Annotated in this window: 13 protein-coding genes; 5 read left to right on the top strand and 8 right to left on the bottom strand. The window is 56.7% G+C overall.

Going from position 1 to position 21,410, the window contains the following annotated elements; translation table 11 throughout:
- Positions 1–6 precede the first annotated feature (6 nt).
- Together chrA and ilvD are read right to left on the bottom strand one after the other, a co-directional pair.
- Positions 7–1,203 carry a chromate efflux transporter gene (gene chrA / locus FHJ80_RS09200; RefSeq protein WP_139526742.1) on the bottom strand — a complete coding sequence of 399 codons (1,197 nt, stop codon included), beginning with the start codon at positions 1,201–1,203 and terminating at the stop codon, positions 7–9.
- 101 nt (positions 1,204–1,304) lie between these two features.
- On the bottom strand, positions 1,305–2,990 hold the full coding sequence (ilvD, locus tag FHJ80_RS09195) for a dihydroxy-acid dehydratase (protein WP_139526741.1): 1,686 nt from the start codon (positions 2,988–2,990) through the stop codon (positions 1,305–1,307).
- Positions 2,991–3,124: 134 nt separating this feature from the next.
- On the opposite strand from ilvD, the gene recC reads away from it, so the two are divergent.
- On the top strand, positions 3,125–6,688 hold the full coding sequence (recC, locus tag FHJ80_RS09190) for an exodeoxyribonuclease V subunit gamma (protein ID WP_139526739.1): 3,564 nt from the start codon (positions 3,125–3,127) through the stop codon (positions 6,686–6,688).
- 10 nt (positions 6,689–6,698) lie between these two features.
- Here recC and pncB read toward each other — a convergent pair whose 3' ends face one another.
- Positions 6,699–7,874, bottom strand: coding sequence for a nicotinate phosphoribosyltransferase (pncB, locus tag FHJ80_RS09185; RefSeq protein WP_139526737.1), 1,176 nt, complete (start codon positions 7,872–7,874; stop codon positions 6,699–6,701).
- A 183-nt stretch (positions 7,875–8,057) separates the two neighbouring features.
- On the opposite strand from pncB, the gene FHJ80_RS09180 reads away from it, so the two are divergent.
- From FHJ80_RS09180 to recD, 4 genes are all read left to right on the top strand, one after another.
- Positions 8,058–8,366, top strand: coding sequence for a nucleotidyltransferase domain-containing protein (locus FHJ80_RS09180; protein WP_054641497.1), 309 nt, complete (start codon positions 8,058–8,060; stop codon positions 8,364–8,366).
- Complete coding sequence (locus FHJ80_RS09175; protein WP_054641496.1) at positions 8,363–8,899, top strand: hypothetical protein; 537 nt, start codon at positions 8,363–8,365, stop codon at positions 8,897–8,899. Before FHJ80_RS09180 ends, FHJ80_RS09175 begins: the two co-directional genes overlap by 4 nt.
- Positions 8,900–9,011: 112 nt before the next feature.
- Positions 9,012–12,818, top strand: coding sequence for an exodeoxyribonuclease V subunit beta (gene recB / locus FHJ80_RS09170; protein WP_139526735.1), 3,807 nt, complete (start codon positions 9,012–9,014; stop codon positions 12,816–12,818).
- Positions 12,815–15,025: an exodeoxyribonuclease V subunit alpha gene (recD, locus tag FHJ80_RS09165; RefSeq protein ID WP_139526733.1), complete on the top strand. Its 2,211-nt coding sequence runs from the start codon at positions 12,815–12,817 to the stop codon at positions 15,023–15,025. The genes recB and recD overlap by 4 nt, the downstream gene beginning before the upstream one ends.
- Before the next feature lie 140 nt (positions 15,026–15,165).
- Here recD and FHJ80_RS09160 read toward each other — a convergent pair whose 3' ends face one another.
- From FHJ80_RS09160 to FHJ80_RS09140, 5 genes are all read right to left on the bottom strand, one after another.
- Positions 15,166–17,427, bottom strand: coding sequence for a restriction endonuclease (locus FHJ80_RS09160; protein ID WP_139526731.1), 2,262 nt, complete (start codon positions 17,425–17,427; stop codon positions 15,166–15,168).
- 117 nt (positions 17,428–17,544) lie between these two features.
- On the bottom strand, positions 17,545–19,305 hold the full coding sequence (locus FHJ80_RS09155; protein ID WP_139526729.1) for an ATP-dependent endonuclease: 1,761 nt from the start codon (positions 19,303–19,305) through the stop codon (positions 17,545–17,547).
- A 232-nt stretch (positions 19,306–19,537) separates the two neighbouring features.
- The gene (locus FHJ80_RS09150; RefSeq protein WP_139526727.1) at positions 19,538–19,858 is read right to left on the bottom strand and encodes a DUF427 domain-containing protein; all 321 of its coding nucleotides are present in this window, start codon (positions 19,856–19,858) and stop codon (positions 19,538–19,540) included.
- Positions 19,859–19,942: 84 nt separating this feature from the next.
- Positions 19,943–20,731, bottom strand: coding sequence for a carbon-nitrogen hydrolase family protein (locus tag FHJ80_RS09145; protein WP_255303909.1), 789 nt, complete (start codon positions 20,729–20,731; stop codon positions 19,943–19,945).
- Between the two features lie 40 nt (positions 20,732–20,771).
- Positions 20,772–21,383, bottom strand: coding sequence for a glutathione S-transferase family protein (locus FHJ80_RS09140; RefSeq protein WP_139526726.1), 612 nt, complete (start codon positions 21,381–21,383; stop codon positions 20,772–20,774).
- Between the last annotated feature and the right edge of the window lie 27 nt (positions 21,384–21,410).

Raw genomic sequence — 21,410 nt, 5'->3', positions numbered from 1 at the left:
CCCCGATTACAGGGGCGGAATCATCACGCCGCCCAGCGCCACCAGAATGACGACGAGCCAAGCAGGCAGCTTCCACACGGAGAGCAGCAGAAAGCCCGTCAATGCCAGCACGAACGCGTAAGGCCCCACGATGGCACTGGTCCACACCGGCTGATAGAGCGCCGCCCCTAAAATCCCCACCACCGCGGCGTTGGCACCGCGCATCAGCGCTTGAGCGCTTCTCCACTGGCGGAACTGATTCCAAAAGGGCAGCACGCCGACCAGCAGCAAAAACCCCGGCACAAAAATCGCAAGCAGTGCTAACAGCGCACCCACCAAACTAGGGATGCCCGGCAGCAGCGCTCCCAAATACGCCGCAAACGTAAACAGCGGCCCCGGTACCGCTTGCGCCGCGCCGTAACCCGCCAAAAACGCATCCGCCGTGACCCAAGCCGATTGCACCACTTCCGCTTCCAGCAGCGGCAGCACCACGTGGCCGCCGCCAAACACCAGCGCCCCTGAGCGGTAGAAGGCATCGACCACGTTCAACCAACCGGCGCTTCCCGCTAACAGCGGTAAGAGCACCAACAGAATGGCGAACAGCGCCAACGCTACCGTGCCCGCTCGGCGCGACACCGGGAAGTGCAGCGATTCGCTGGACGCCGATGCCGTGCTGTCGCGGCACAGCAGCAAGCCCGCCGCGCTGCCCAACACGATCGCCGCCACCTGTCCCAACGGCCCGGTGACCACTACCACCGCAAACACCGCCGCCAAGGCAATGCCCGTGCGAGTTTTATCCGGGCAGAGGTTGCGCGCCATGCCCCACACCGCGTGGGCCACGATGGCCACCGCGACGATTTTCAAGCCGTGAATGATGCCGCTGGCCACCGGGCCCTCCAGCACGGCGGCACCCAGTGCAAACAGCACCAACACGATGGCCGAAGGCAGTGTAAACGCCAGCCACGCCATCGCGGCTCCCCAGGGGCCAGCACGCATCAACCCTAAGGCAAAGCCCACCTGGCTGCTGGCGGGACCCGGTAAAAACTGGCACAGCGCGACCAAATCGGCGTACGCCTGCTCGCTGAGCCACTGGCGGCGTTCGACGAAGGCCGTGCGAAAATAGCCCAGGTGCGCCACCGGCCCGCCAAACGACGTCAGCCCCAGCGCCAAAAATGCCCAAAACACCTCGCTGGCCCGCCCTCGTACCGGATTCTTTTCTGACATCGTGCCCACCGTTTACCCATTAAAAAGCGCAAAGCGTTTAGGTTACGCTTTGCGCTTGACGACTTAGTGACAGCCTACCCGCGTGGGTGATCCGTCAAGAATTACTCTTGGTCGGTTACCGCACCGGTGCTCGCCGAACTCACCAACCGTGCGTACTTGGCCAGCACGCCACGAGTATAGCGAGGCGTAGGCTGTTGCCAGGCCGCGCGGCGGCGCATCATCTCGTCATCGCTGATGTGCACGTCGATGGTATCGGCTTCGGCATCGATGGTAATGGGGTCGCCATCTTCGACCAGCGCCAGCGGGCCGCCGTCGAACGCTTCCGGCGAGACATGCCCCACCACGAACCCGTGACTGCCGCCCGAGAAGCGACCATCGGTAATCAGCGCGACGTCGTTACCCAAGCCACGCCCCATGATGGCCGAGGTGGGCGTGAGCATTTCGCGCATGCCGGGGCCGCCCTTCGGGCCTTCGTAGCGGATCACCACCACGTCGCCCGCCACCACGGTGCCATCGTTGATACGCGCCTGGGCTTCCTCTTCCGAGCCAAACACCCGCGCCGAGCCGCTAAAGCGGGTGCCCTCTTTGCCGGTGATTTTCGCCACCGCCCCTTCCGGCGCTAGATTACCGAACAGAATACGCAGGTGGCTTTCGGCTTTGATCGGGTTACCCAGCGGCGCGATGATCTGCTGATCCATCGGGTAGGGCTCGACATCGGCGAGGTTTTCCGCCAGCGTTTTACCAGTCACGGTCAAGCAGTTGCCGTTGAGCAACCCAGCGTCCAGCAGAATTTTCATCAGCGGCTGGATACCGCCAATCGCCACCAGCTCGCTCATCATGTAGTGGCCGCTGGGGCGCAGATCGGCCAGTACCGGCACGCGCTTACCGATCTCGGTGAAGTCTGCCAGGGTCAGCTCGACGCCGACGGTGCGTGCCATGCCTATCAGGTGCAGCACGGCGTTAGTAGAACCACCCAGGGCAATCACCACGGTCACGGCGTTCTCGAATGCCTCGCGGGTCATAATATCGGAAGGCTTGATGTCTTGAGCCAGCAGCGCCAATACGGCTTCGCCTGCAGCTTTGCAGTCGTCGCGCTTCTCTTGGGAAATCGCGTTCTGCGCCGAGCTGCCCGGCAGGCTCATGCCCAGCGCCTCGATGGCCGAGGCCATGGTGTTGGCGGTGTACATCCCCCCGCAGGAGCCTGGGCCAGGAATCGCCGTCTCTTCGATGTTTTTCAGCTCGATCAGGTCGATGTCCCCACGGGAGTGGGCGCCCATCGCCTCGAACACCGAGACGATATCGGTATGGCCCTTGCCGGGCATGATGGTGCCACCGTAGACGAACACGCTGGGGCGGTCGAGCCGTGCCAGCCCCATCACGCAGCCCGGCATGTTCTTATCGCAGCCGCCAATCGCCACCAGGCCATCGAACCCTTCGCAGCCCGCCACGGTTTCGATGGAATCCGCGATTACCTCCCGCGACACCAGTGAGTACTTCATGCCTTCGGTGCCGTTGGCAATGCCGTCGGAAATGGTGATGGTATTGAAAATCACCCCTTTACCGCCGGCGGCATCGGCGCCATCGCGGGCAAACTCCGCCAGCTCACCAATGTGGCTATTGCACGGCGTCACCATGCTCCAGGTAGACGCAACGCCCACCTGGGGCTTCTGAAAATCGTCATCGTTGAAGCCCACGGCGCGCAGCATGGCGCGGCTAGCCGCTTTACCGGGGCCATCCACCACCGGGGCAGAGTGGCGGCGGGCACTATGATTGGTCGGCTCGGTCATCACGGACTCCTCTTCATTGCATGGCAGAGGCCACAGCTTGGCGATATATCTTACATCCCGCAAGGTACTTAACTTATGGCACCATAGCGTCACCGCACCCCGTAACGCCGATTGCCGTGAAGGAACGCCGCCGTATGCATGCCAATGCCTTGTTCTCCCCCACCTCGCTGACGCCCGGGTTTATGGTGGTGCACGCCAATCGCCTGGAGGATTTACGCGGGCTGGCGGTGGAGTGGATGCGGCTGCACCCGCTGGGGCCGCTAGAGAACGAAACCATTCTGGTGCAGAGCAATGGTATTGGGCAGTGGCTAAAGCTGGCGTTAGCGGAAGACCCTAAGAACGGCGGCGCGGGCATTGCGGCGGCGCTGGACGTCATGCTGCCCGCGCGGTTTTTATGGCAGGCCTACCGCACGGTGCTTACCCACGTTTCCCAACACGCCGATGCCGTGCCGGAAACCTCGCCGTTCGACAAGTCGCGCTTGGTCTGGCGGCTACTGCGCCTGCTGCCTACGTTGGCCGGGCAACCAGTGTTCGAGCCGCTGGCGCAGTTTCTAGAAACCGACCGCGACCAGCGCAAGCATTACCAGTTGGCCGAGCGGCTGGCGGACCTGTTCGACCAGTACCAGGTGTACCGCGCCGATTGGTTGGACGCCTGGGCCAACGGCCACGATGTGCTGATTACCGCCAAAGGCGAGCACCGCCCATTGGAAGAGCATCAGCGCTGGCAGCCTTCGCTGTGGCGTATCCTGCGTGACGATGTGGCCGCCACCCAAGGCGAGGCCGGGCTGAACAGCAGCCGCGCCCAGGTACACCAGCGCTTCTTGAAAGCCACCGAAAAGTTAGAGGGCCGAGCCTGCCCGCCGGGGCTGCCCCGTCGGCTGATCATTTTCGGTATTTCGTCGCTGCCCCAGCAAACCCTGGAAGCCCTGGCAGCGCTCTCCCGCTGCTGCCAGATCGTGCTGTGCGTGCACAACCCCTGCCAGTTCTACTGGGCGGACATCATCGAGCACAAAGACCTGCTACGCGCCCAGCGTTATCGTCAGCGGCGCAAAACCGGCATGCCTGACACGCTGGACGTACTAGGCACCGGCGATGCCGATGACGCCCTGCACCTGCACGCCCAGCCGCTGCTGGCCGCCTGGGGCAAGCAGGGCCGCGACTACCTCCGCCTACTCGATGAGCACGACGACGCGGGCAACTATCAAACGCTTTTCGAGCAGCAGGCGCTGCGCATCGATATGTTCGAGCCGTTCAGCGGCGAGGAGCGCCACTGCCTGCTCAGCCAACTGCAAGACGATATCCGGGAGCTGCGCCCGGTGGCAGAAACCCAAGGCCAGTGGCCAGCGCTGCCCGCCACCGATGACTCCATCGTGTTTCATATTGCCCACGGCCCCCAGCGGGAAGTGGAGATTCTCCACGACCAGCTGCTGGCCGCCTTCAGCGCCGACCCCGCCCTGCGCCCGCGCGACATCATCGTCATGGTGCCGGATATCGACCGCTACGCGCCGCACATTGAAGCAGTATTTGGCCAGCTGCCCACCGACGACCCGCGGCATATCCCCTACACGCTCTCCGACCAAGCCAGCCGCCACCGCCTGCCGCTAATGATCGCGCTGGAAAAGCTGCTGCGCCTGCCAGAGCTGCGCCTGACGGTCAGCGATGTGCTCGACCTGCTGGACGTGCCCGCCCTGCGCCAGCGCTTCGGGCTAGAAGAGCGCGACCTGCCGGTACTGGAGCGCTGGATGGAAGGCGCGGGCATCCGCTGGGGGCTGAACGCCCAGCAGCGCCAACGGCTGGAGCTGCCCGGCGGGCTGAGCCAAAACACCTGGGCCTTCGGCCTGCGCCGCCTGCTGCTGGGCTACACCGTGGGCGACGGCCACGCCTGGCAAGGCATCGAGCCCTTTGATGATATTGGCGGCTTGGAAGCGGGCCTGGCAGGGCCACTGGCCACGCTGCTGGAAAAACTCGACGCCACCTGGGAAACCTTCTGCCAACCCACCGATGCCGCCACTTGGGTCGCGCGGCTGCGGGCGCTGCTGGAAACCTTCTTCCTCACCGACGATGCCCAGGAAAGCATCATGCTCACCAAGCTGGAAAACGGCTTGCAGCAGATGCTGGAAAGCAGCCAGGAAGCAGAAATCGACGACCCGCTGCCGCTCTCCATGGTGCGCGAACACTGGCTGGCACAAATCGATGAACACAGCCTTTCCCAGCGCTTTTTGGCCGGGGCGGTCAACTTCGCCACCCTGATGCCCATGCGCGCCATCCCCTTCAAGCGGGTGTGCCTGCTGGGCATGAACGACGGCGACTATCCCCGCTCCCAGCCACCGCTGGATTTCGACCTGATGGGCAGCGACTACCGTCCCGGCGACCGTTCCCGCCGGGAAGACGACCGCTACCTTTTTCTCGAAGCGCTGCTCTCCGCCCGGGACCAGCTCTACATCAGCTGGATGGGCCGCAGCCAGATCGACAACTCCCCGCTGCCCCCCTCGGTACTGGTGGGCCAGTTGCGCGACCACCTGGAAGCTGGCTGGCAAACGGAAAACGGCGCGCCGCTGTTGGAAAGCCTCACCACCGAGCACCCGCTGCAGCCGTTCAGTCGCGCCTACTTCACCCCCTCCACAAGCCGACTGTTCACCTATGCCCACGAATGGCGGGAAGTACACGCCCCGCGCACGCCCGCCGCTGCGAGCCGCACGCTGCCAGCGCCGGAAAACGCCCCCACCAGCCTCTCGCTTGGGCAGCTAGGCAGCTTTCTGCGCGAGCCGGTACGCAGCTTCTTCAATACCCGGCTGGGGGTCTATTTCGAGCAGGAGGCAATGGCCGAGCTGGACGCCGAGCCCTTCGCGCTGGATGGCCTGCAAAATTGGCAGCTCCAAGACCAATTGATTGCCGCCCAGCGCCACGCGGTGGATCACGGCCAGCCGCGTATCGAGGCATTGCACGAGGCGCTAGAGCGCTTTCAAGGCCAAGGCGTACTAGCCATGGGCGCGTTCGGCGAACGCATGCGCGCGGCACTCGCCGACCCCATGGAGGAATTGTTCAACGCCTACGAAGAGGCGCTAGACGCATGGCCGCATCTCCTGCCCGACAGCCTGATCCACTTCGAGGCCCACGGCCTAACGCTGGAAGAGCCTTTGGGCGAGCTGCGCCAGGATGAGGAAGGCCACCGCTGCCGCCTGCTGCTGCTCAGCAGCAGCCTGATTAGCCAGGGCAGCGGGCGCGGCCAATACCGCTGGAGCCACCTGCTGCGCCCCTGGGTTGCGCACCTAGCGGGCAACCTGGATGGCCCGATGACGACGCAGCTGCTCTCCAAAGCGGGGCATGTCACGCTGGAACCCGTAGCCGCCGACACCGCCCGCCAGCACCTGGAAACGCAGCTCGCCGCCTGGCAAGCGGGCCAGCAAACCCCGCTGCCACTGGCCCCACAGGCCGGTTTTGCCTGGCTGGCCAAGCAAGGCACGCAGGAGATAGCGCAGGAGAAAGGCCGAGACAGCGACGCCTTTGCTGCCGCCGAAGCCGCCTATGAAGGGGGTTACAAGGTCACCGGCGAAGCCGCGCAAAGCGCGTACTTGAGCCACCAGTGGCCCCGATTCGAGCGGCTGTTTTTCGAGCAGGCCAACGGACATACTTTTGCCACACTGACCGAATCACTTTACGCACCGCTCTTTTTCGCTGTTAAGGGCAAAAAGGAGTAAAGCCACACGGCTAGGAACGGCCCATGCTGAGGACTTTCTTCGCCAACGCAATCATCTCCGGGTCGCCGGTGTGCTTGGTAGGCACATCGGAGAGCTTCACCACCGGCAGCCAGCCCTGCCCTTCGGGGCGGGCCTCGACCATCTTGATCACCATGTTCATGGGCGCCACGCCAATATCGTTGGTGAAGTTGGTGCCAATACCAAACGCCATGCCAATTCGCCCCTGGCAGAACGAACGAATGCGCTCCACTTTTTCAGGCGTCAGGGCATCGGAGAAGATGATGGTTTTGCTCAATGGGTTGATGCCCAAGCGCTGATAGTGGGCCATGGTGGCATCGGCGAACTCGATGGGGTCGCCGCTATCGTGGCGAACGCCGTCGAACAGCTTGGCGAACTTCTTATCGAAGCTCTCGAAAAAAGCACGAGTGGTAAAGGTATCGGTCAGCGCGATGCCCAAATCGCCCCGGTAGACATCCACCCAGTGCTCCAGCGCCAAGCTATTGGCCATTTTGAAACCAAAACGAGCGCCGTGGAACATGAACCACTCGTGAGCGTGGGTGCCGATGGGTTTTACCCCATGGCGCATCGCCAGCAGTACATTGCTGGTGCCACTAAACGCCTCACCGCCGTAATAGCGCAGCGCCTGCACGACCCGGTCGTGTACCGCAAACGAGAAGCGCCGCCGAGTGCCGAACTCGGCAATCTTCAGCCCGTGCTGGCGATACAGCTCGATCTTCTCGCGGGTGCGCTGCTCGATGAGCGCTTCGTCCTCTTTGGTCACCGCCACGCCGCGCAGCTGGTACCAAAGCTCGCTAATCACCGCCATCAGCGGCACTTCCCATAAGATGGTACGGTACCACGGGCCTTCGATCACCACCGACAGCTCGCTGCCCTGCTGCTCGATCGTGACCTCACTGGGGTCGTAACGAAAGCCCGCCAGAAAATCGAGATAGGTGGGATCCAAATAGGGGCAGGTGGTTTGCAGGTAGCGCTTCTCTTCATCCGACAAGCGCAGCGTCGCCATGCGATCCACTTCACCGCGCAGCGCCTCACCAAAGCCCTCGGGAAACGCATGCTCACCGCGATTGATGAACGCGTAACGGGCGTGGGCATAGGGGAAGCGTTTGATCACGGCATTCTGCATCGTGATCTTGTAAAAATCGTTATCCAGAAGCGAGGTCAGCATGAGATCCCTTCACCAGCATCAACAGATCGCCAAGAGCGGCTAGCCCATTAGATTACCAGTTGGCGACGATACCTCACAGCCTAACCCCTGTTTACTATGGCTGGCAGGTGGGCGAACGGCTATCTGCTATCGTGAGTAGAGTGCTACCATTTCAATACCGGTTTATCACTAGGAGCGGACTCCATGCGTCTTTCGCAATCACAGCGCGAGCTTATTCTGTCAGGCGTCCGTGAGTTTGTAGGGCCTTCGGTGGCAGTGCATGTTTTCGGCTCGCGGCTAGATGATAGTAAGCGCGGCGGCGATGTCGATCTGCTGCTTATATCCCCCAACGCCATCCCGCTACTCGCCTGTGCTGAGTTCAAGATGGCGCTAGAACAACGCCTCCAGCTACCGCTTGATATCGTGACCTACGTAACAACAGCTGAACCTACTCCGTTTCAAGCCATTGCACTCGCCCAGTCACGGCCAATGACGCTTGAGGTAGCCGCATGAGCCAGGATGTACTTAGCGAACAGCAGCGCTATCTGGCGCAACTGCTTGAAGCCATTCAGCGCTGCGCTTGGTTTCTTCATCAATCACGCAAAAAAGTCACATGGCCTTTGGACGGTGATTGGTTAGCCGACCATAAAAAAGATGTCGACCTTTTTGAAACACTGGCCGCTATCAATGAGCGGTTTGCCAAGCTACAGGACTCTATTGCTTCTGCTATGCGGCACAGCGCCCTGTTGGCAGGTGAGTCTACTGACAGCTTTCTCAAAGTCCTTTCGCTGTTCGAAAAGCAGGGCGTCGTGGACGCTACCAGTGACTGGCAGCGCTGCCGCGCTATTCGCAATATTGCCGCTCATGATTACTCGACGCACTATGCACAAATAGCAGAGCACTTTAACTTGCTGAACGAACTTGCCGACGTTCTCCTTGTTACCTCAAAAAGACTAGTGACATGGAGTGCTGAACAATTGGGCATTTTTCCTGCCACCCAAGACTTCTCTAACGAATTCGACACCGTCTTTCAAACCAGCCTCTAACGTTGCTTTGCTCTTTTGCCCAGCTCTTGGCAACGCGATATAGTGCCGGTGCCTTGGGTCAGCCACCCAAGGCGCTTTGCTTTTCGCCTGCCGTGATGTTCGGAGAATGAGAATGAGCCAACCCGCCCCGCTGAACCCGCTGACGCTGCCGCTTCACGGCAGCCGTTTGATCGAAGCCAGCGCGGGCACGGGGAAAACCTTCACCATCGCGCTGCTCTACGTGCGCCTGGTGCTGGGCGGGCAGCAAAGTGACGACGACACTGCCTTCGTACGCCCGCTCACCCCGCCGGAAATTCTGGTGGTCACGTTCACCAACGCCGCCACCCAGGAACTGCGCGAACGTATCCGCCATCGGCTGGTGGAAGCCGCTGGTGTGTTTCGAGCTGAGGGCACAAGCGAAGGGGCGCCGGGGGCAAGCCGTAGTGGAGGTCATTCGACAGGGATGTTGAATGTAGCGCCCACGGATGGGTTCACAGCGCCTCCACGTAGGCTTGCCGCCGGGGAAGCCCCGGTGGTTGCACTAGATCCCTTACTCCTAACACTCCGCGACCAATACGACCCAGCCACCTGGCCCGCCTGCGCCCGACGCCTGGAGCTGGCCGCCGAGTGGATGGACGAAGCCGCCGTGTCCACCATCCATAGCTGGTGCTACCGCATGCTGCGTGAGCACGCCTTCGATAGCGGCAGCCTCTTCTCGCTCAATTTGGAAAACGACCAGCAAGAGCTGGAGCAAGAAGTGGTGCGCGACTACTGGCGCACCTTCTACTACCCGCTGGACGCCGAGGCCCTGGGCAGCATCACCGGCTACTGGAAATCCCCCGATCAGCTACACCAAGACGTTCGCAAACTGCTCCACGAAAGCGACGCGCTGGGCGCGTTACGCCCGGAGCCCAAGCAGACCCTGAGCGCCGCCCAAGCTGAGCGCAGCGCACGCTTAAGCGAGCTAAAGTCTCCATGGTTGACTTGGGTAAACGAGCTACGACAGCTGTTCGATGATGGACAGAAAGCGAAGCTGTTCGCTGCCAACAAGATGCGCAAAGATCATCGCGGCAAATGGTTGGATAAAATCCAAGATTGGGCAGAAAGCGACAGCATCGCTCCAGATATAGATAAAAAAGCAGCAGCATGGAAGCGGCTAACGCCTGATGGCATTGCAGAGATATGGAACGGCCCCCCACCCGCGCACCCAGCGTTTGAGGCTTTCGATGCATTGCCCGCCGCGCTAAACACGCTGCCCGAGCCACGCAACGACCTGCTGATTCACGCCGTGCAGTGGTGCAAAGTGCGCCTGGAGCGGGAGCAAGAGCGCCGCGCCGAAATGGGCCCCAACGACCTGCTCACCCACCTGGACCGCGCACTGCAAGGCCCCAACAAAGAGGCGCTGGCCGCGCAGATACTGCGCCAGTTCCCCGTGGCGCTAATCGACGAGTTCCAAGACACCGACCCCATCCAGTACCGCATCTTCAACGCAGTATATGAGGTCGCCAAGCCCCGCCGAGACGCCGCCATGCTGCTGATCGGCGACCCCAAGCAGGCCATCTACGCCTTTCGCGGCGCGGATATCTTCACCTACCTCAAAGCCCGCGAAGACACCGCAGGCCGCCACGTGACGCTGGGCACCAACTTCCGCTCCAGCCGCGCCATGGTCGAGGCGGTGAACCACTGCTTCCGCTACGCCGACCAGCACCCGGCCGGGGCGTTCCTGTTCCGCGAAGAAGGCGGCAACAACCCGCTGCCCTTTCTGCCGGTAGAGGCCAAAGGCCGCAGTGAGCAGCTCATTCACCAAGGCCAGCCGCTGCCAGCCATGACGCTCTGGCCGCTCGCCGCCGACGAGCCGCTCTCCAAAACCGCCTACCAAACCGAGATGGCCGAACGCTGCGCCTCGTATATGGCGGAACTGCTCAGCGCAGGCCAACACGGCAAGAGCGGCTTTCAAACCGATGAGACGCTCATCCCGCTCAAGCCTTCCGATATGGCGGTACTGGTGAACGGCCTGCAGGAAGCCCGCGCCATTCGCCAAGCGCTGGCCAGCCGTGGAGTGAAGAGCGTGTATCTCTCTGACCACGATAAGGTATTTAGCTCGCCCATGGCCGCCCAGGTAGAGCGCTGGCTGCGCGCCTGCGCCGAACCGCTGGCCAGCTCCCGCCAAGCCGAAGCGCACCTGCGCGCCGCGCTGGCCACGCCGGTGCTGGGGCTAAGCCTGGCGGAGCTGGACCACCTGCAACAAAACGAGCTGGCCTGGGAAGAGCGGGTAGAGCAGTTCAGCCACTACCACCGCCTATGGCAGCGCCAGGGCGTGCTGCCGCTGGTGCGCCGCATGATGGTGGATTTTGATATTCCCGCCCGCCTGCTGGCGGAGTTTGAAGAGGGTGAGCGCTTGCTCACCGACCTGCTGCACCTGGGCGAACTGCTGCAACAGGCCAGCGCCGAACTGGACGGCGAACACGCGCTGATTCGCTTTCTGTTTGACGCCATCGCCGACCCGGAAAGCCACGGCGACAGCCACAAACTGCGCCTGGAGAGCGACGAGGATTTGGTCAAGGTGGTCACCATCCACAAATCCAAAGGGCTGGAGTACCCGCTGGTGTTCCTGCCCTTCATCGCCAACCACCGCCCGGTTAAAGCCGAAGACGTACCGCTGCGCTGGCACGATGGCGAAGGCAACCTGCAGCTCAGCTTAGAAGCGGATGACGCGATACTCGCCACCGCCGACCGCGAACGGCTGGGGGAAGACCTGCGCAAACTCTACGTCGCGCTTACCCGCGCCCGCCACGCCACCTGGCTGGGGCTAGCCCCGCTGAAAGGCCTGGAGAACAGCGCGCTGGGCTACCTGCTAAAAGGCGGCAATGCCCTTTCACCGGAGGCGCTCAATAAAGCGCTTGGTGAGCTGGTGGAAGGCAGCGAGATACAGGTTCACCAACCGCCCGCGCCCACCACAGAGCGCGTGGCACAAGTGGCGCAAAGCAGTGAGCTGGGCCACGCCCGCACGCCCACGCGACCCGCCAAAGAGCACTGGTGGATTGCCAGTTACTCCGCGCTGCGGCTTTCCGGCACGCTTATCGCCCCGGTGTTGCCACCGCTGGAACCGACCACCGCCCAGGAAGCCACCGCGTTTGAAGTGCTGGATGAACCTCGGGATCTATCTCAACCGGAAGCATATCAACTGCACAAATTCCCCCGTGGCCCCGGCCCCGGCACCTTTCTGCACGGGCTGCTGGAGTGGGCGGGCAAGCAAGGCTTCGACACCGCCGCCAACAATATGGACGCCCTCAACGACATGCTGTGGAGGCGGGTGCAGCTACGCGGCTGGCAGGCATGGCAAGAACCGCTGGCGGGCTGGCTAAGCACCCTGCTCACCACGCCGCTACCGCTGGCCGCGCCCACCCCGCAAAGCGTGGCGCTGAATGATTTAGAAAGCTACCAAGTAGAGCTAGAGTTCTGGTTTGCCGCCAAGCGGGTGAACACCCAAGCCATTGATACGCTGGTGAGCAAACACTTACTGCCAGGGGTAGAGCGCCCAGCGCTGGATGCCGACACTCTGAACGGCATGCTGAAAGGCTTTATCGACTTGGCCTTCGAGCACCAGGGGCGCTTTTACGTGCTGGACTGGAAATCGAACTACCTGGGCCCCAACGACAGCGCCTACGAACCCGAAGCCCTGCGCCACGCGCTGCTGGCTAAACGCTACGACCTGCAGGCCGCGCTCTACTTACTCGCCATGCACCGGCTGCTCAAAGCGCGCCTGCCGGATTACGACCCGCACCAGCATTTGGGCGGCTCGATGACGGTATTTCTGCGCGGCAGCCGCAGCCCTGGGCGCGGCGTGGTGGGCGAACCCGCCCCGGTTGAACTCATCGAGGCCCTGGATAGCCTGTTTGCAGGCGAGCCACACGCCACCCAGCAGGAGGCCACGGCATGAGCCGCCAGCAAGACACCCACACCTTCGATATGTTCGGCGAAGCCGCCAGCGCCCACCCGGCACTCAGCAGCACCCCGGAACTGCTGGCCCTGTGCGAACGCTGGGTAGCGCGGGGCTGGCTGCGAGATTTAGACCGCGCCCTGGTGCGCTTTCTCGCCAGCGAAGCCCCGGACGCCCCCACGCTGCTACTACTGGCGGCAGCGCTGGCCAGCCACCAGCTAGGCCGCGGCCACGTGTGCCTGGATATCAACGCCACGCTCAACGCGCCGGATTTCGCCCTTTCGCTACCGCCCGAAGGCGACGACCTCACCGACCCGCCGCCGCTGCCCAGCGACGTGCTGGCCACGCTCACACTCAGCGAATGGCAAGCCGCCCTGCACCACCCGCTGCTCACCAGCGAAGGCCCCGGCAACACGCCGCTGGTCGTAGTAACCACTCACTCAGCCAGCGGCATCCCCAACACACGGCTCTACCTGCGCCGTTACTGGCAGTACGAACAAAGCCTGCACCGACACATCGCCGCCCGCCTGGAAGCGACGAATGACGCCAGCGCCTCTGGGTTACTCCCCCACGCGCTCAACATCCTGTTCAAGCAAAGCAACGGGCTGGACTGGCAAAAAACCGCCTGTGCCCTGGCCGCCCGCAGCCGCTTCGGCATCATTACCGGCGGCCCCGGCACCGGCAAAACTACTACCGTGGTACGCCTGCTCACCTTGCTGCAAACCCTGCAACTGGCCAAAGCCCCCAGCCCGCCGCTGCGCATTCGCCTGGCCGCCCCCACCGGCAAAGCCGCCGCCCGCTTGAATGAATCCATCGCCGGGCAGGTGAATGCGTTACCGCTTGATGAGTTGGCAACGCTGTTAAGTGAACACTCACCTTCTGCGGCAGCCAGCGAGATCGCGATTCCCACGGACGTGACCACCCTGCACCGCCTACTCGGCGCACGCCCCGATACCCGCCACTTCCGCCACAGCGCCGCCCACCCGCTAGCTCTGGATGTACTGGTAATCGACGAAGCCTCGATGGTGGATATCGAAATGATGGCCGCCACCCTCAGCGCCCTGCCCGCCCACGCCCAGTGCATTCTGCTGGGGGATAAAGACCAGCTCGCCTCGGTAGAGGCCGGTTCGGTACTCGGCGACCTATGCCGCCGCGCCGACGCCGCCCACTACACCCCGGCCACCGCCGAATGGCTGGCCCAGGCCACCGGCCAGCCGCTGCCATTAGATTTCATCGATCCCGCAGGCCAGCCGCTGGACCAAGCCATTACCATGCTGCGGGTGAGCCACCGCTTCAATGAACACAGCGGCATCGGCCAACTGGCGAAAGCCATCAACCAACCGGGCCATGCCCAAAGCGAACGGGAAAAACAGCAGGCAGTAAGCGCCGTGCTGCGCCACGGCTACCCGGATATTCACCATTTGGTGATGAGTGACGACGCCGCGCTGGATAAGCTGGTGATTCACGGCAGCCCCAGCGGCTTTGCGGGCAACGGCGAAGGCCGCAGCGACCGCGAAGGCCATCCCATCGCCCCGCCTACGGGCTATCGCCACTACCTCAACGTGCTGCACGCACAGCGCCCACGGGGGGAGTCGTTCGAGGAGAACACAACTGCCTACAACGCCTGGGCCAGCGAGGTGCTCAGCGCCTACAGCCACTTCCAACTGCTGTGTGCGCTGCGCAAAGGCCCCTGGGGGGTTGAAGGGTTAAACCAGCGCATCCCCAGCACACTGCGCAGTGAAAAGCTGCTGTTCGGCAGCGACTACACGCTGGAAAAAGGCTGGTTTGAGGGCCGCCCGGTACTGGTGACCCAAAACGACTACGGTCTGAAACTGATGAACGGCGATATCGGCATTACTCTGGCCGTGCCCGACCCGCGCAACCCGCAGCAGAAGTTATTAAGAGTCGCCTTTCCTTCATCAAGTGCCGTCAGCGACCCCGACAAGCCCATCCGCTGGGTGCTGCCCTCCCGCCTGCACGCGGTAGAAACCGTGTTTGCGATGACGGTTCACAAATCCCAAGGCTCCGAATTTTTGCACACCGCGCTACTGCTACCGCCCACGCTGAACCCCATTCTGACCCGCGAGCTGGTGTACACCGGCATCACCCGCGCCCGCGAATGGCTCACGGTGGTGGAAGCCAAGCGCGGGGTGTTGAATGAGGCGGTGGTGAGGGAGGTTGTTAGGGTTAGTGGGGTTGGGGGTTAATTGAAACCGACATCACAGGCCCTAGAGTTGACAGTTTTCGGTGAGTAACGGAATTAGTTAAACAACTAACGCTCGGATTTCAAGCTGACTTGGAATGCAAAACAGCCAAACAATATGAGCTCTTTTAGATCATTTATCGATCATGACCTATCGAATAAATCATCTATGGCGCTGGATACTGACAGCGTACTATAACGCTGTTCTTTATAGGCTTCGTATTGTTGATCCTCATGCATTGAAGACTTTATATTAGCTTGTATAACTTCTTCAATATCACAATACTGGCTAACTATTTCTACATCATCTTCATCAAAGGGAATAGCCAACTCAGAAAAACGGCTTTCAATATATGCCGATATTTCAGAGTAATCATAATCGCTAGCATCATAAACCGAGGTCAATATACCTTCCTCAATCACATCTCTTGTTATCTCCTCAGATATGTACTCGACATATTGCTCTTTAAGTTTCAAAGTTAGCTCAGAAGGTGGTATATCTATTGCGGCTACCAAATTTGAAATTGCAACAAATTCATCGAAATCTTTTTCATACTCAAAAACCCAATCTTTTAGTTGACATTTAAATATCGGATCATCGGCACCTATCAAATTTAAAGTATAAGCCAAACAGAAAAAATCAAAATAATCGACTCCAAAAAATTTTGGACCACTGATCAGCGCAGACCTTACTAGAACTCTAATGTAATCCAAAATTTTATTATTAAGGAGGATAGATGAGGAGGAGGCAAAAGCCAATATCCGAAGCTTATAAGAATCTAATTTGCAACCACCTTTATCTTCCGACAGCTGTATCAATTGCGACTCCAATAAATCAAAATAATATGAATCGCTAATAATTCCAGATACCATCAAGCCATTCAAGTTAGATATCGAGCCAGGCGTCTTCAAGTGAATCAACAATTCGTTAATATAGCCATAATCGTTCAGATAGTTTGAGATAACAAAATCAGCGATAGAAGGATTGAATAAATCATACAAAACACGCCCATCACCTAGAATACTTCTATTTAATAGCGCACCAACTAGCAACCTTAAAACAGCATCGTAACTTTTGGTTGGCTTGGCTACTACATGGCTTGATGCCAAGCCGGAATAAAGCCTTTTCAAGATCTCTTCTTCTAATGGCTTTCCATGTAAAGATACAGCTACAACAATATGCCTACATATATCATCAACCTGTACGTCAAAAACATTTCGCCATATATCTTTGGGATTCGACATAGTTGAACCTATGTAGCCCCAATACTTTTGGGGGCTTATATCCGAAATCCGATGACAATCTGTAATGAATGAAACCAGCCTAGGATTGAAATTCTGATGCTTAATAATTTTAAAGTATCTTTTATCTTCATATATCTGATCAATATATTCCTCTCTCAAATTACCAAACCAGATATGGTTGTATAAAATTTTAGCCTTATCCAAATCAGTCAATAATGAAATGGATAACTCATACTCGTTCCTACTTACCTTCCTGATTTCAAAAAGATCACTAAGGCGCTTGCCTTGATTTAAAATATTTGATCTTGAAGTAAGAATAAATCTTTTCTTTTTGTCCTTTTCTATCCTTTTTATAAAATTTATAACATGAGAGTCCTGATACGAATCAAGGGCCAACAAAAAATTTCGTCCTAAAAAATCATCAAAATAGAACACTTGGTAAGAGTCTTCACGATATACTTGCTCTGCTTCATTAAGTGAATTTTCAATAAAACAGAAGTCATAACCTTTAGCAATATAAAATTGACTCAGTTGATCTGCCAGAGTCGTTTTACCTACACCAGGTGCACCAGTAATTATTATAGAGTGGACTCTTTCAAGTTTCTCCATTGCTTGAGTGTGGCTTTCGGTAACTACATATCGGCTTGACTCTTCGATAATCTCCTCAAGCTTATGTCTACTTCTACCTATAATCGCCGAACTCAACATTGACTGAAGAACATTACTGGATGAAATCCATAGCTTATAATGCTTTTTTTCCACATTTGGATTTATAGATATAAGGTCATTAATATCTTCATTCCCAAAAATATCAGAATCGTTCAATATATATGGCGAAAACAATTCTTTAATTTTAATCTTATTCTCACGTGAAAGACCAAGAGATGTCACAAATATATATCGTTTTGGATTAAGCCTTTTTACTTTTTCCGCTTCTATCTTTTCAATAGACCTCATGAGCGCCGGTAATCCAGATTTTATCCAATGCTTGCATTGGATAACAACTTCATCTCCCGATGCAGAAAAAAAGCGTCCATCTACACCACCATCTCGACCAGATTTAAACCTTTCGACCCTTTCTTTAAGGTGGCATGTTAAAAGATCAGTAGATAGAGCTTCAAACTCTTTATCATTTAAGCTACTAAAATCATAATCGTACATTTACTTCACTACCTATATTAATTAAAAATCACTTAACCAGCACCAGCACCAGCACCAGCACATGGCGCTTCTTAGCCACAATAGTGAAGACGTCGCAGTGATAGATCTTATTAAACATCAAATTCTCAACCAATCGATTAAATCAATGATGCTTTGATGATCAGCACATGTGCTAGTAAACCCATTAGCATCTATATTTTGTTTGAAAAATGCCCAAGCACTTTCATCTTTGCTTGTCGTACCTATGTGAGCTTCTATTGCACCTTTCTTCCATACCCAAATATTTTGAGCTTTCATTTTACTATGTAAAGATTCAATAAGCGGAATAGCTGGTGGTTGAGCAGCCAAAAATTCAAAAGCTTTAGCAGCAGAAACGATATTGTTGTTTTTAGGCAAACCACTACCATTTAAAGTCACGCCATGCGATAGCGTTAAACCTTGAATTAAAGCTTTTAAAGCTAATAGATCCGAATCATCAGATTGCAAAAAACCGTCTCTTACTGCGCCTGTAAAGCAATAATCTAAGTCACATATAGCTTTTGAAGGAAGATCCATAGCCTCCAAAATCTCCAGAGATTTTTTAGTATCATTCACTCCGCTTTGAGCAACAAGGGCATATTTTTCTTGCCCCATAGTTAGAGAAGTTACGCACTTGAACAAGAAAGGGAGTAATCGCAGCTCAGTTTTACCCTCAGCTAATATTACTTTCTCAGCAAACAAAACTTGATTAGAATGAGCTAAGTTAAACAACTGCTCCATTTGATGAGTTGAGTTAGGCACTATCTTCTGAATTGCATCTGAAAGCCTAAGTCTAGCATGGGTTCCTAAGGCATCATTCTTTCGGATCAACAAAGTTTGTTCAGCTAACTCAGGCGTAATCATTTGAGCAGAATGAGTAGTGATTAAAACTTGATACCCGTTTTTCGATAAAGTTACCAACGCCTCTCTTATTTGCTCAATCGCAAAAGGGTGTAAATATAACTCTGGCTCATCAATTAAAAGTAAGGTGGTGGAGCCCGTTTCAGCAGTGCTTCTCTTTATTTCTGCGAGATATTGAACTAAAGCCATTTGAATTGAACGCTGAGCACCATGTCCATATGAAGAGAAATCTCTTCCGCACCCTGCACCTTCAAAAACCTTTAACGTTCCTGATTTTATTAAAGCATCTATCGTTGGCATCTCAAAGTGTAGTTTAACACTCATACCGGGGAATAAGTCGTTAATTTTGGAGTTAACACTTTGATCGATTACTGAAAACTCAGAAAACCTCATGTCTCCATCACATGAGATTCTTCTGCCAATTTCATTTAGATGTTTATTTAATTCAACTTCATGCGCTGTTTTCACAGGGGTTAGAAATTCGCTTAACAACTTTCCGATAGTGGTAGAAGTTTTTGCCCTAGAAGCGTCTTCTGCTGCATTCTCCATCGCACCAATTCTTATTGGTTCAGGTAGCAAAACAGCTATAGCGTTATCTAATCCTGTAGGGTTAATTGCCCAGTCATTGTCAGATTCATTCCAAACAGAAATTCTAATTTCAGAAGCTTTCGCACCAGGCGTTTCTTGCACTCTCTTTACTTTTATTTTTTCATCTTGAACATATTTTTCAATTGATTTTCTCTGTCCCTGAGGCATCACAGCAAGAAGCGCAGGTGAAACACCTTCTATTGTTGCTATGACCTCAACAGGCTGAGAGGCATCAAAAAAATCCTGCTCTGTTAAACTGGATTTTTTTAAAAGCCACTGAATGGCTGAAAGACAATTTGACTTCCCTGCATTGTTGTACCCAACAAATGGAGTAAAATTGGATAACTTTAGCTCTGTAGCGAGCAAAGATTTATAGTTTTTTATTACTATACTAGAAACTCTGTGAGTCATGCATCCGCCTTGGTTATGATTTTTCAAGAGTCAAAAATAAGTTAGAAAAAACTTTTATCACAAGATCAAAGCACATAAAAATCAACAACTTAATCTATCGTATCATTCACACATCAACCCATTAAATATCTAATTTTATTTGTATAAAATAAGCCAATCAATGTGATAGCGGTACTATAAGCATGGGTGTGGTGACAATATTTTCCGGAACATCTACTCAAGCCCAAACATATCATTTGGCTACTTTGGCATAAAACGCCACCCTACCCGCGATAGCTGATATGTCCTCAATCGGCTTCTCATAACTCCAAGCAATATCCAGTCGCTCACCCAACGAAAAATACACCGCATGTCCTTTAAACGGGCAATGGGTGATCGTTTCCGAAGCGGTAAGTAAGTCCATACGCACGTCTTCACGTGGGAAGTAGTGGCGTGGCGGGTAGCCGTGTTCGCGGAGTTCCAATGTGTTGGTAGAGTCAGCTAACAGAATGCCATCCACCCGCACTTGCATGCGCTGCTGGCTGGGGTGAAGCGTTATGCGGGCATTCTGCATCGTAAATTCCCTGCGGCGTTGTTCGCTCTAATACTTTGAGACTAGCAGCAAACATAAGTTAAGCCTACCTTGGGAGCTTAACTTTTAGTCGGTAATGAATGCTTTGGAAGGTAGGTGAGTCATCACTTCTACGCCACCGCTTAATACACCGTGGTGAATGTGGCACAGCACTAAGCTAGGCTGGGTGCCGTGGGCGCTAACCGCTAGCTCCCCTGCTACGTTCCAGCCGCCGCTATTGCCGCAGGTTTGCCAGCCTCCCGTGGTGGAAACGTGGTTGGCGAGCAGTACCGGCAGTTGGTGGCGCTTTGCGATGGCGGCGAGCAGCTCGGCATCTTTTGCATAGCCGCCTGGGGAGATCAGCGCGCTGGCGAGATATACGTCCGCTTGTTGTGCGGCGGCGGTGGCAGCATGGTTTGGGTGGGTAAAGTCGGCGCAAACGGCCAGGGCGATGCGGGTGCCATTAACGTTGATTAGGCCGCTCTCAGAGCCAGGGGCACAGTAAACATCTTCCCCTTCGTGAAGGTGCTGTTTTAGGTAGAAGGTGTGTTCTCCGTTAGGGAAGCAGATCACCGCTGCGATGTAGGGTTTGCCGTTGGGGTTGTGCAGTGGGCAGCCTGCTATTACCACCGTGTTATTGGCGACGGCAGCGGCGATGAGGGCGGCAAAGGCGGCATCGTCGCGGGGCATGGCCAGTTGGCTGAGTAGCGCCAGCTCGTAGCCGGTGAGCGAGAGTTCGGGAAAGGCCACCACGTTGGCCCCCAGCGCGGCGGCGCGTTCTATGTAGGCTAGGTGCGTTCGTAGGTTGTCGTTTACCGCCGCTTTAGTGACGGGCAGTTGGGCGAGCGCGATGGTGATGGCTTGGCTGTTGGTCACTTTTATTCCTTGGCTGGCGTGGTGCGGGAAAGGTCGCAGGCTAGGCGAAGGCAGTTTGCACGAAGCTGGTTCGTGCCGTGACACCCGCATGCCACGCGGCAAGCTGGGCATGCTCCTCTTTCCAGCGTATCTCTGGCAGCCGGAAGGCTAGGTACTCCAGCGCGACCGCAATGGCTATGTCGCCTAGGTGGATCGATGTCGCCGTGGGTTTGCCGCCCAGCTCGCTATTCAATTGATTCAACAGCCGCTGCATGGCCCTTGCCCGGCGTTGGCCCAGCTCGCTTTGGTCAATGTCTTTGCCATAGTGCTTGCGGGCAATCACGGTGGTGAATGCGGCATCCATGAGGTTTTGGCCCAGGCCTGCCAGGTGCAGCACGTCACTCAACGGGTTGGTGGGCAGTATGGTCGGGGTGGGTGTTTCGCTGTTTAGACTATCCAAGTACATGGCGATCAGCATGGATTCGCTCAGCGTGGTGCCCTCCTCCGTAACCAGCGCGGGGATGCGCCCGGCGGGGTTGGCTTTGAGAAGATCGGCGTCGTCGGCCCAGGGGTCGCACCACTTGAGCGTCACGGTGTCCATCAGACCTTTTTCAATTAGCACGATGCGTACCAGCCGCGCATAGGGGGATGTTGCGTTCAGGTAGAGTTCCATGGTGGCCTCCCTTTGTCTGAATAGTGC

Origin of the sequence: Halomonas sp. BL6 (genome assembly GCF_006228115.1) — a bacterium.
Taxonomy (GTDB): Bacteria; Pseudomonadota; Gammaproteobacteria; order Pseudomonadales; family Halomonadaceae; genus Vreelandella; species Vreelandella piezotolerans.
This window is presented reverse-complemented; position numbering and strand designations above follow the sequence as displayed.

Excerpts from the sequence above, each read along its gene's own strand:
- pncB (WP_139526737.1), bottom strand. The coding sequence starts at position 7,874 with ATGCTGACCTCGCTTCTGGATAACGATTTTTACAAGATCACGATGCAG.
- chrA (WP_139526742.1), bottom strand. The coding sequence starts at position 1,203 with ATGTCAGAAAAGAATCCGGTACGAGGGCGGGCCAGCGAGGTGTTTTGG.
- FHJ80_RS09150 (WP_139526727.1), bottom strand. The coding sequence starts at position 19,858 with ATGCAGAATGCCCGCATAACGCTTCACCCCAGCCAGCAGCGCATGCAA.
- recC (WP_139526739.1), top strand. The coding sequence starts at position 3,125 with ATGCATGCCAATGCCTTGTTCTCCCCCACCTCGCTGACGCCCGGGTTT.
- recB (WP_139526735.1), top strand. The coding sequence starts at position 9,012 with ATGAGCCAACCCGCCCCGCTGAACCCGCTGACGCTGCCGCTTCACGGC.
- FHJ80_RS09180 (WP_054641497.1), top strand. The coding sequence starts at position 8,058 with ATGCGTCTTTCGCAATCACAGCGCGAGCTTATTCTGTCAGGCGTCCGT.
- FHJ80_RS09175 (WP_054641496.1), top strand. The coding sequence starts at position 8,363 with ATGAGCCAGGATGTACTTAGCGAACAGCAGCGCTATCTGGCGCAACTG.
- ilvD (WP_139526741.1), bottom strand. The coding sequence starts at position 2,990 with ATGACCGAGCCGACCAATCATAGTGCCCGCCGCCACTCTGCCCCGGTG.
- FHJ80_RS09155 (WP_139526729.1), bottom strand. The coding sequence starts at position 19,305 with ATGACTCACAGAGTTTCTAGTATAGTAATAAAAAACTATAAATCTTTG.
- FHJ80_RS09160 (WP_139526731.1), bottom strand. The coding sequence starts at position 17,427 with ATGTACGATTATGATTTTAGTAGCTTAAATGATAAAGAGTTTGAAGCT.
- recD (WP_139526733.1), top strand. The coding sequence starts at position 12,815 with ATGAGCCGCCAGCAAGACACCCACACCTTCGATATGTTCGGCGAAGCC.
- FHJ80_RS09140 (WP_139526726.1), bottom strand. The coding sequence starts at position 21,383 with ATGGAACTCTACCTGAACGCAACATCCCCCTATGCGCGGCTGGTACGC.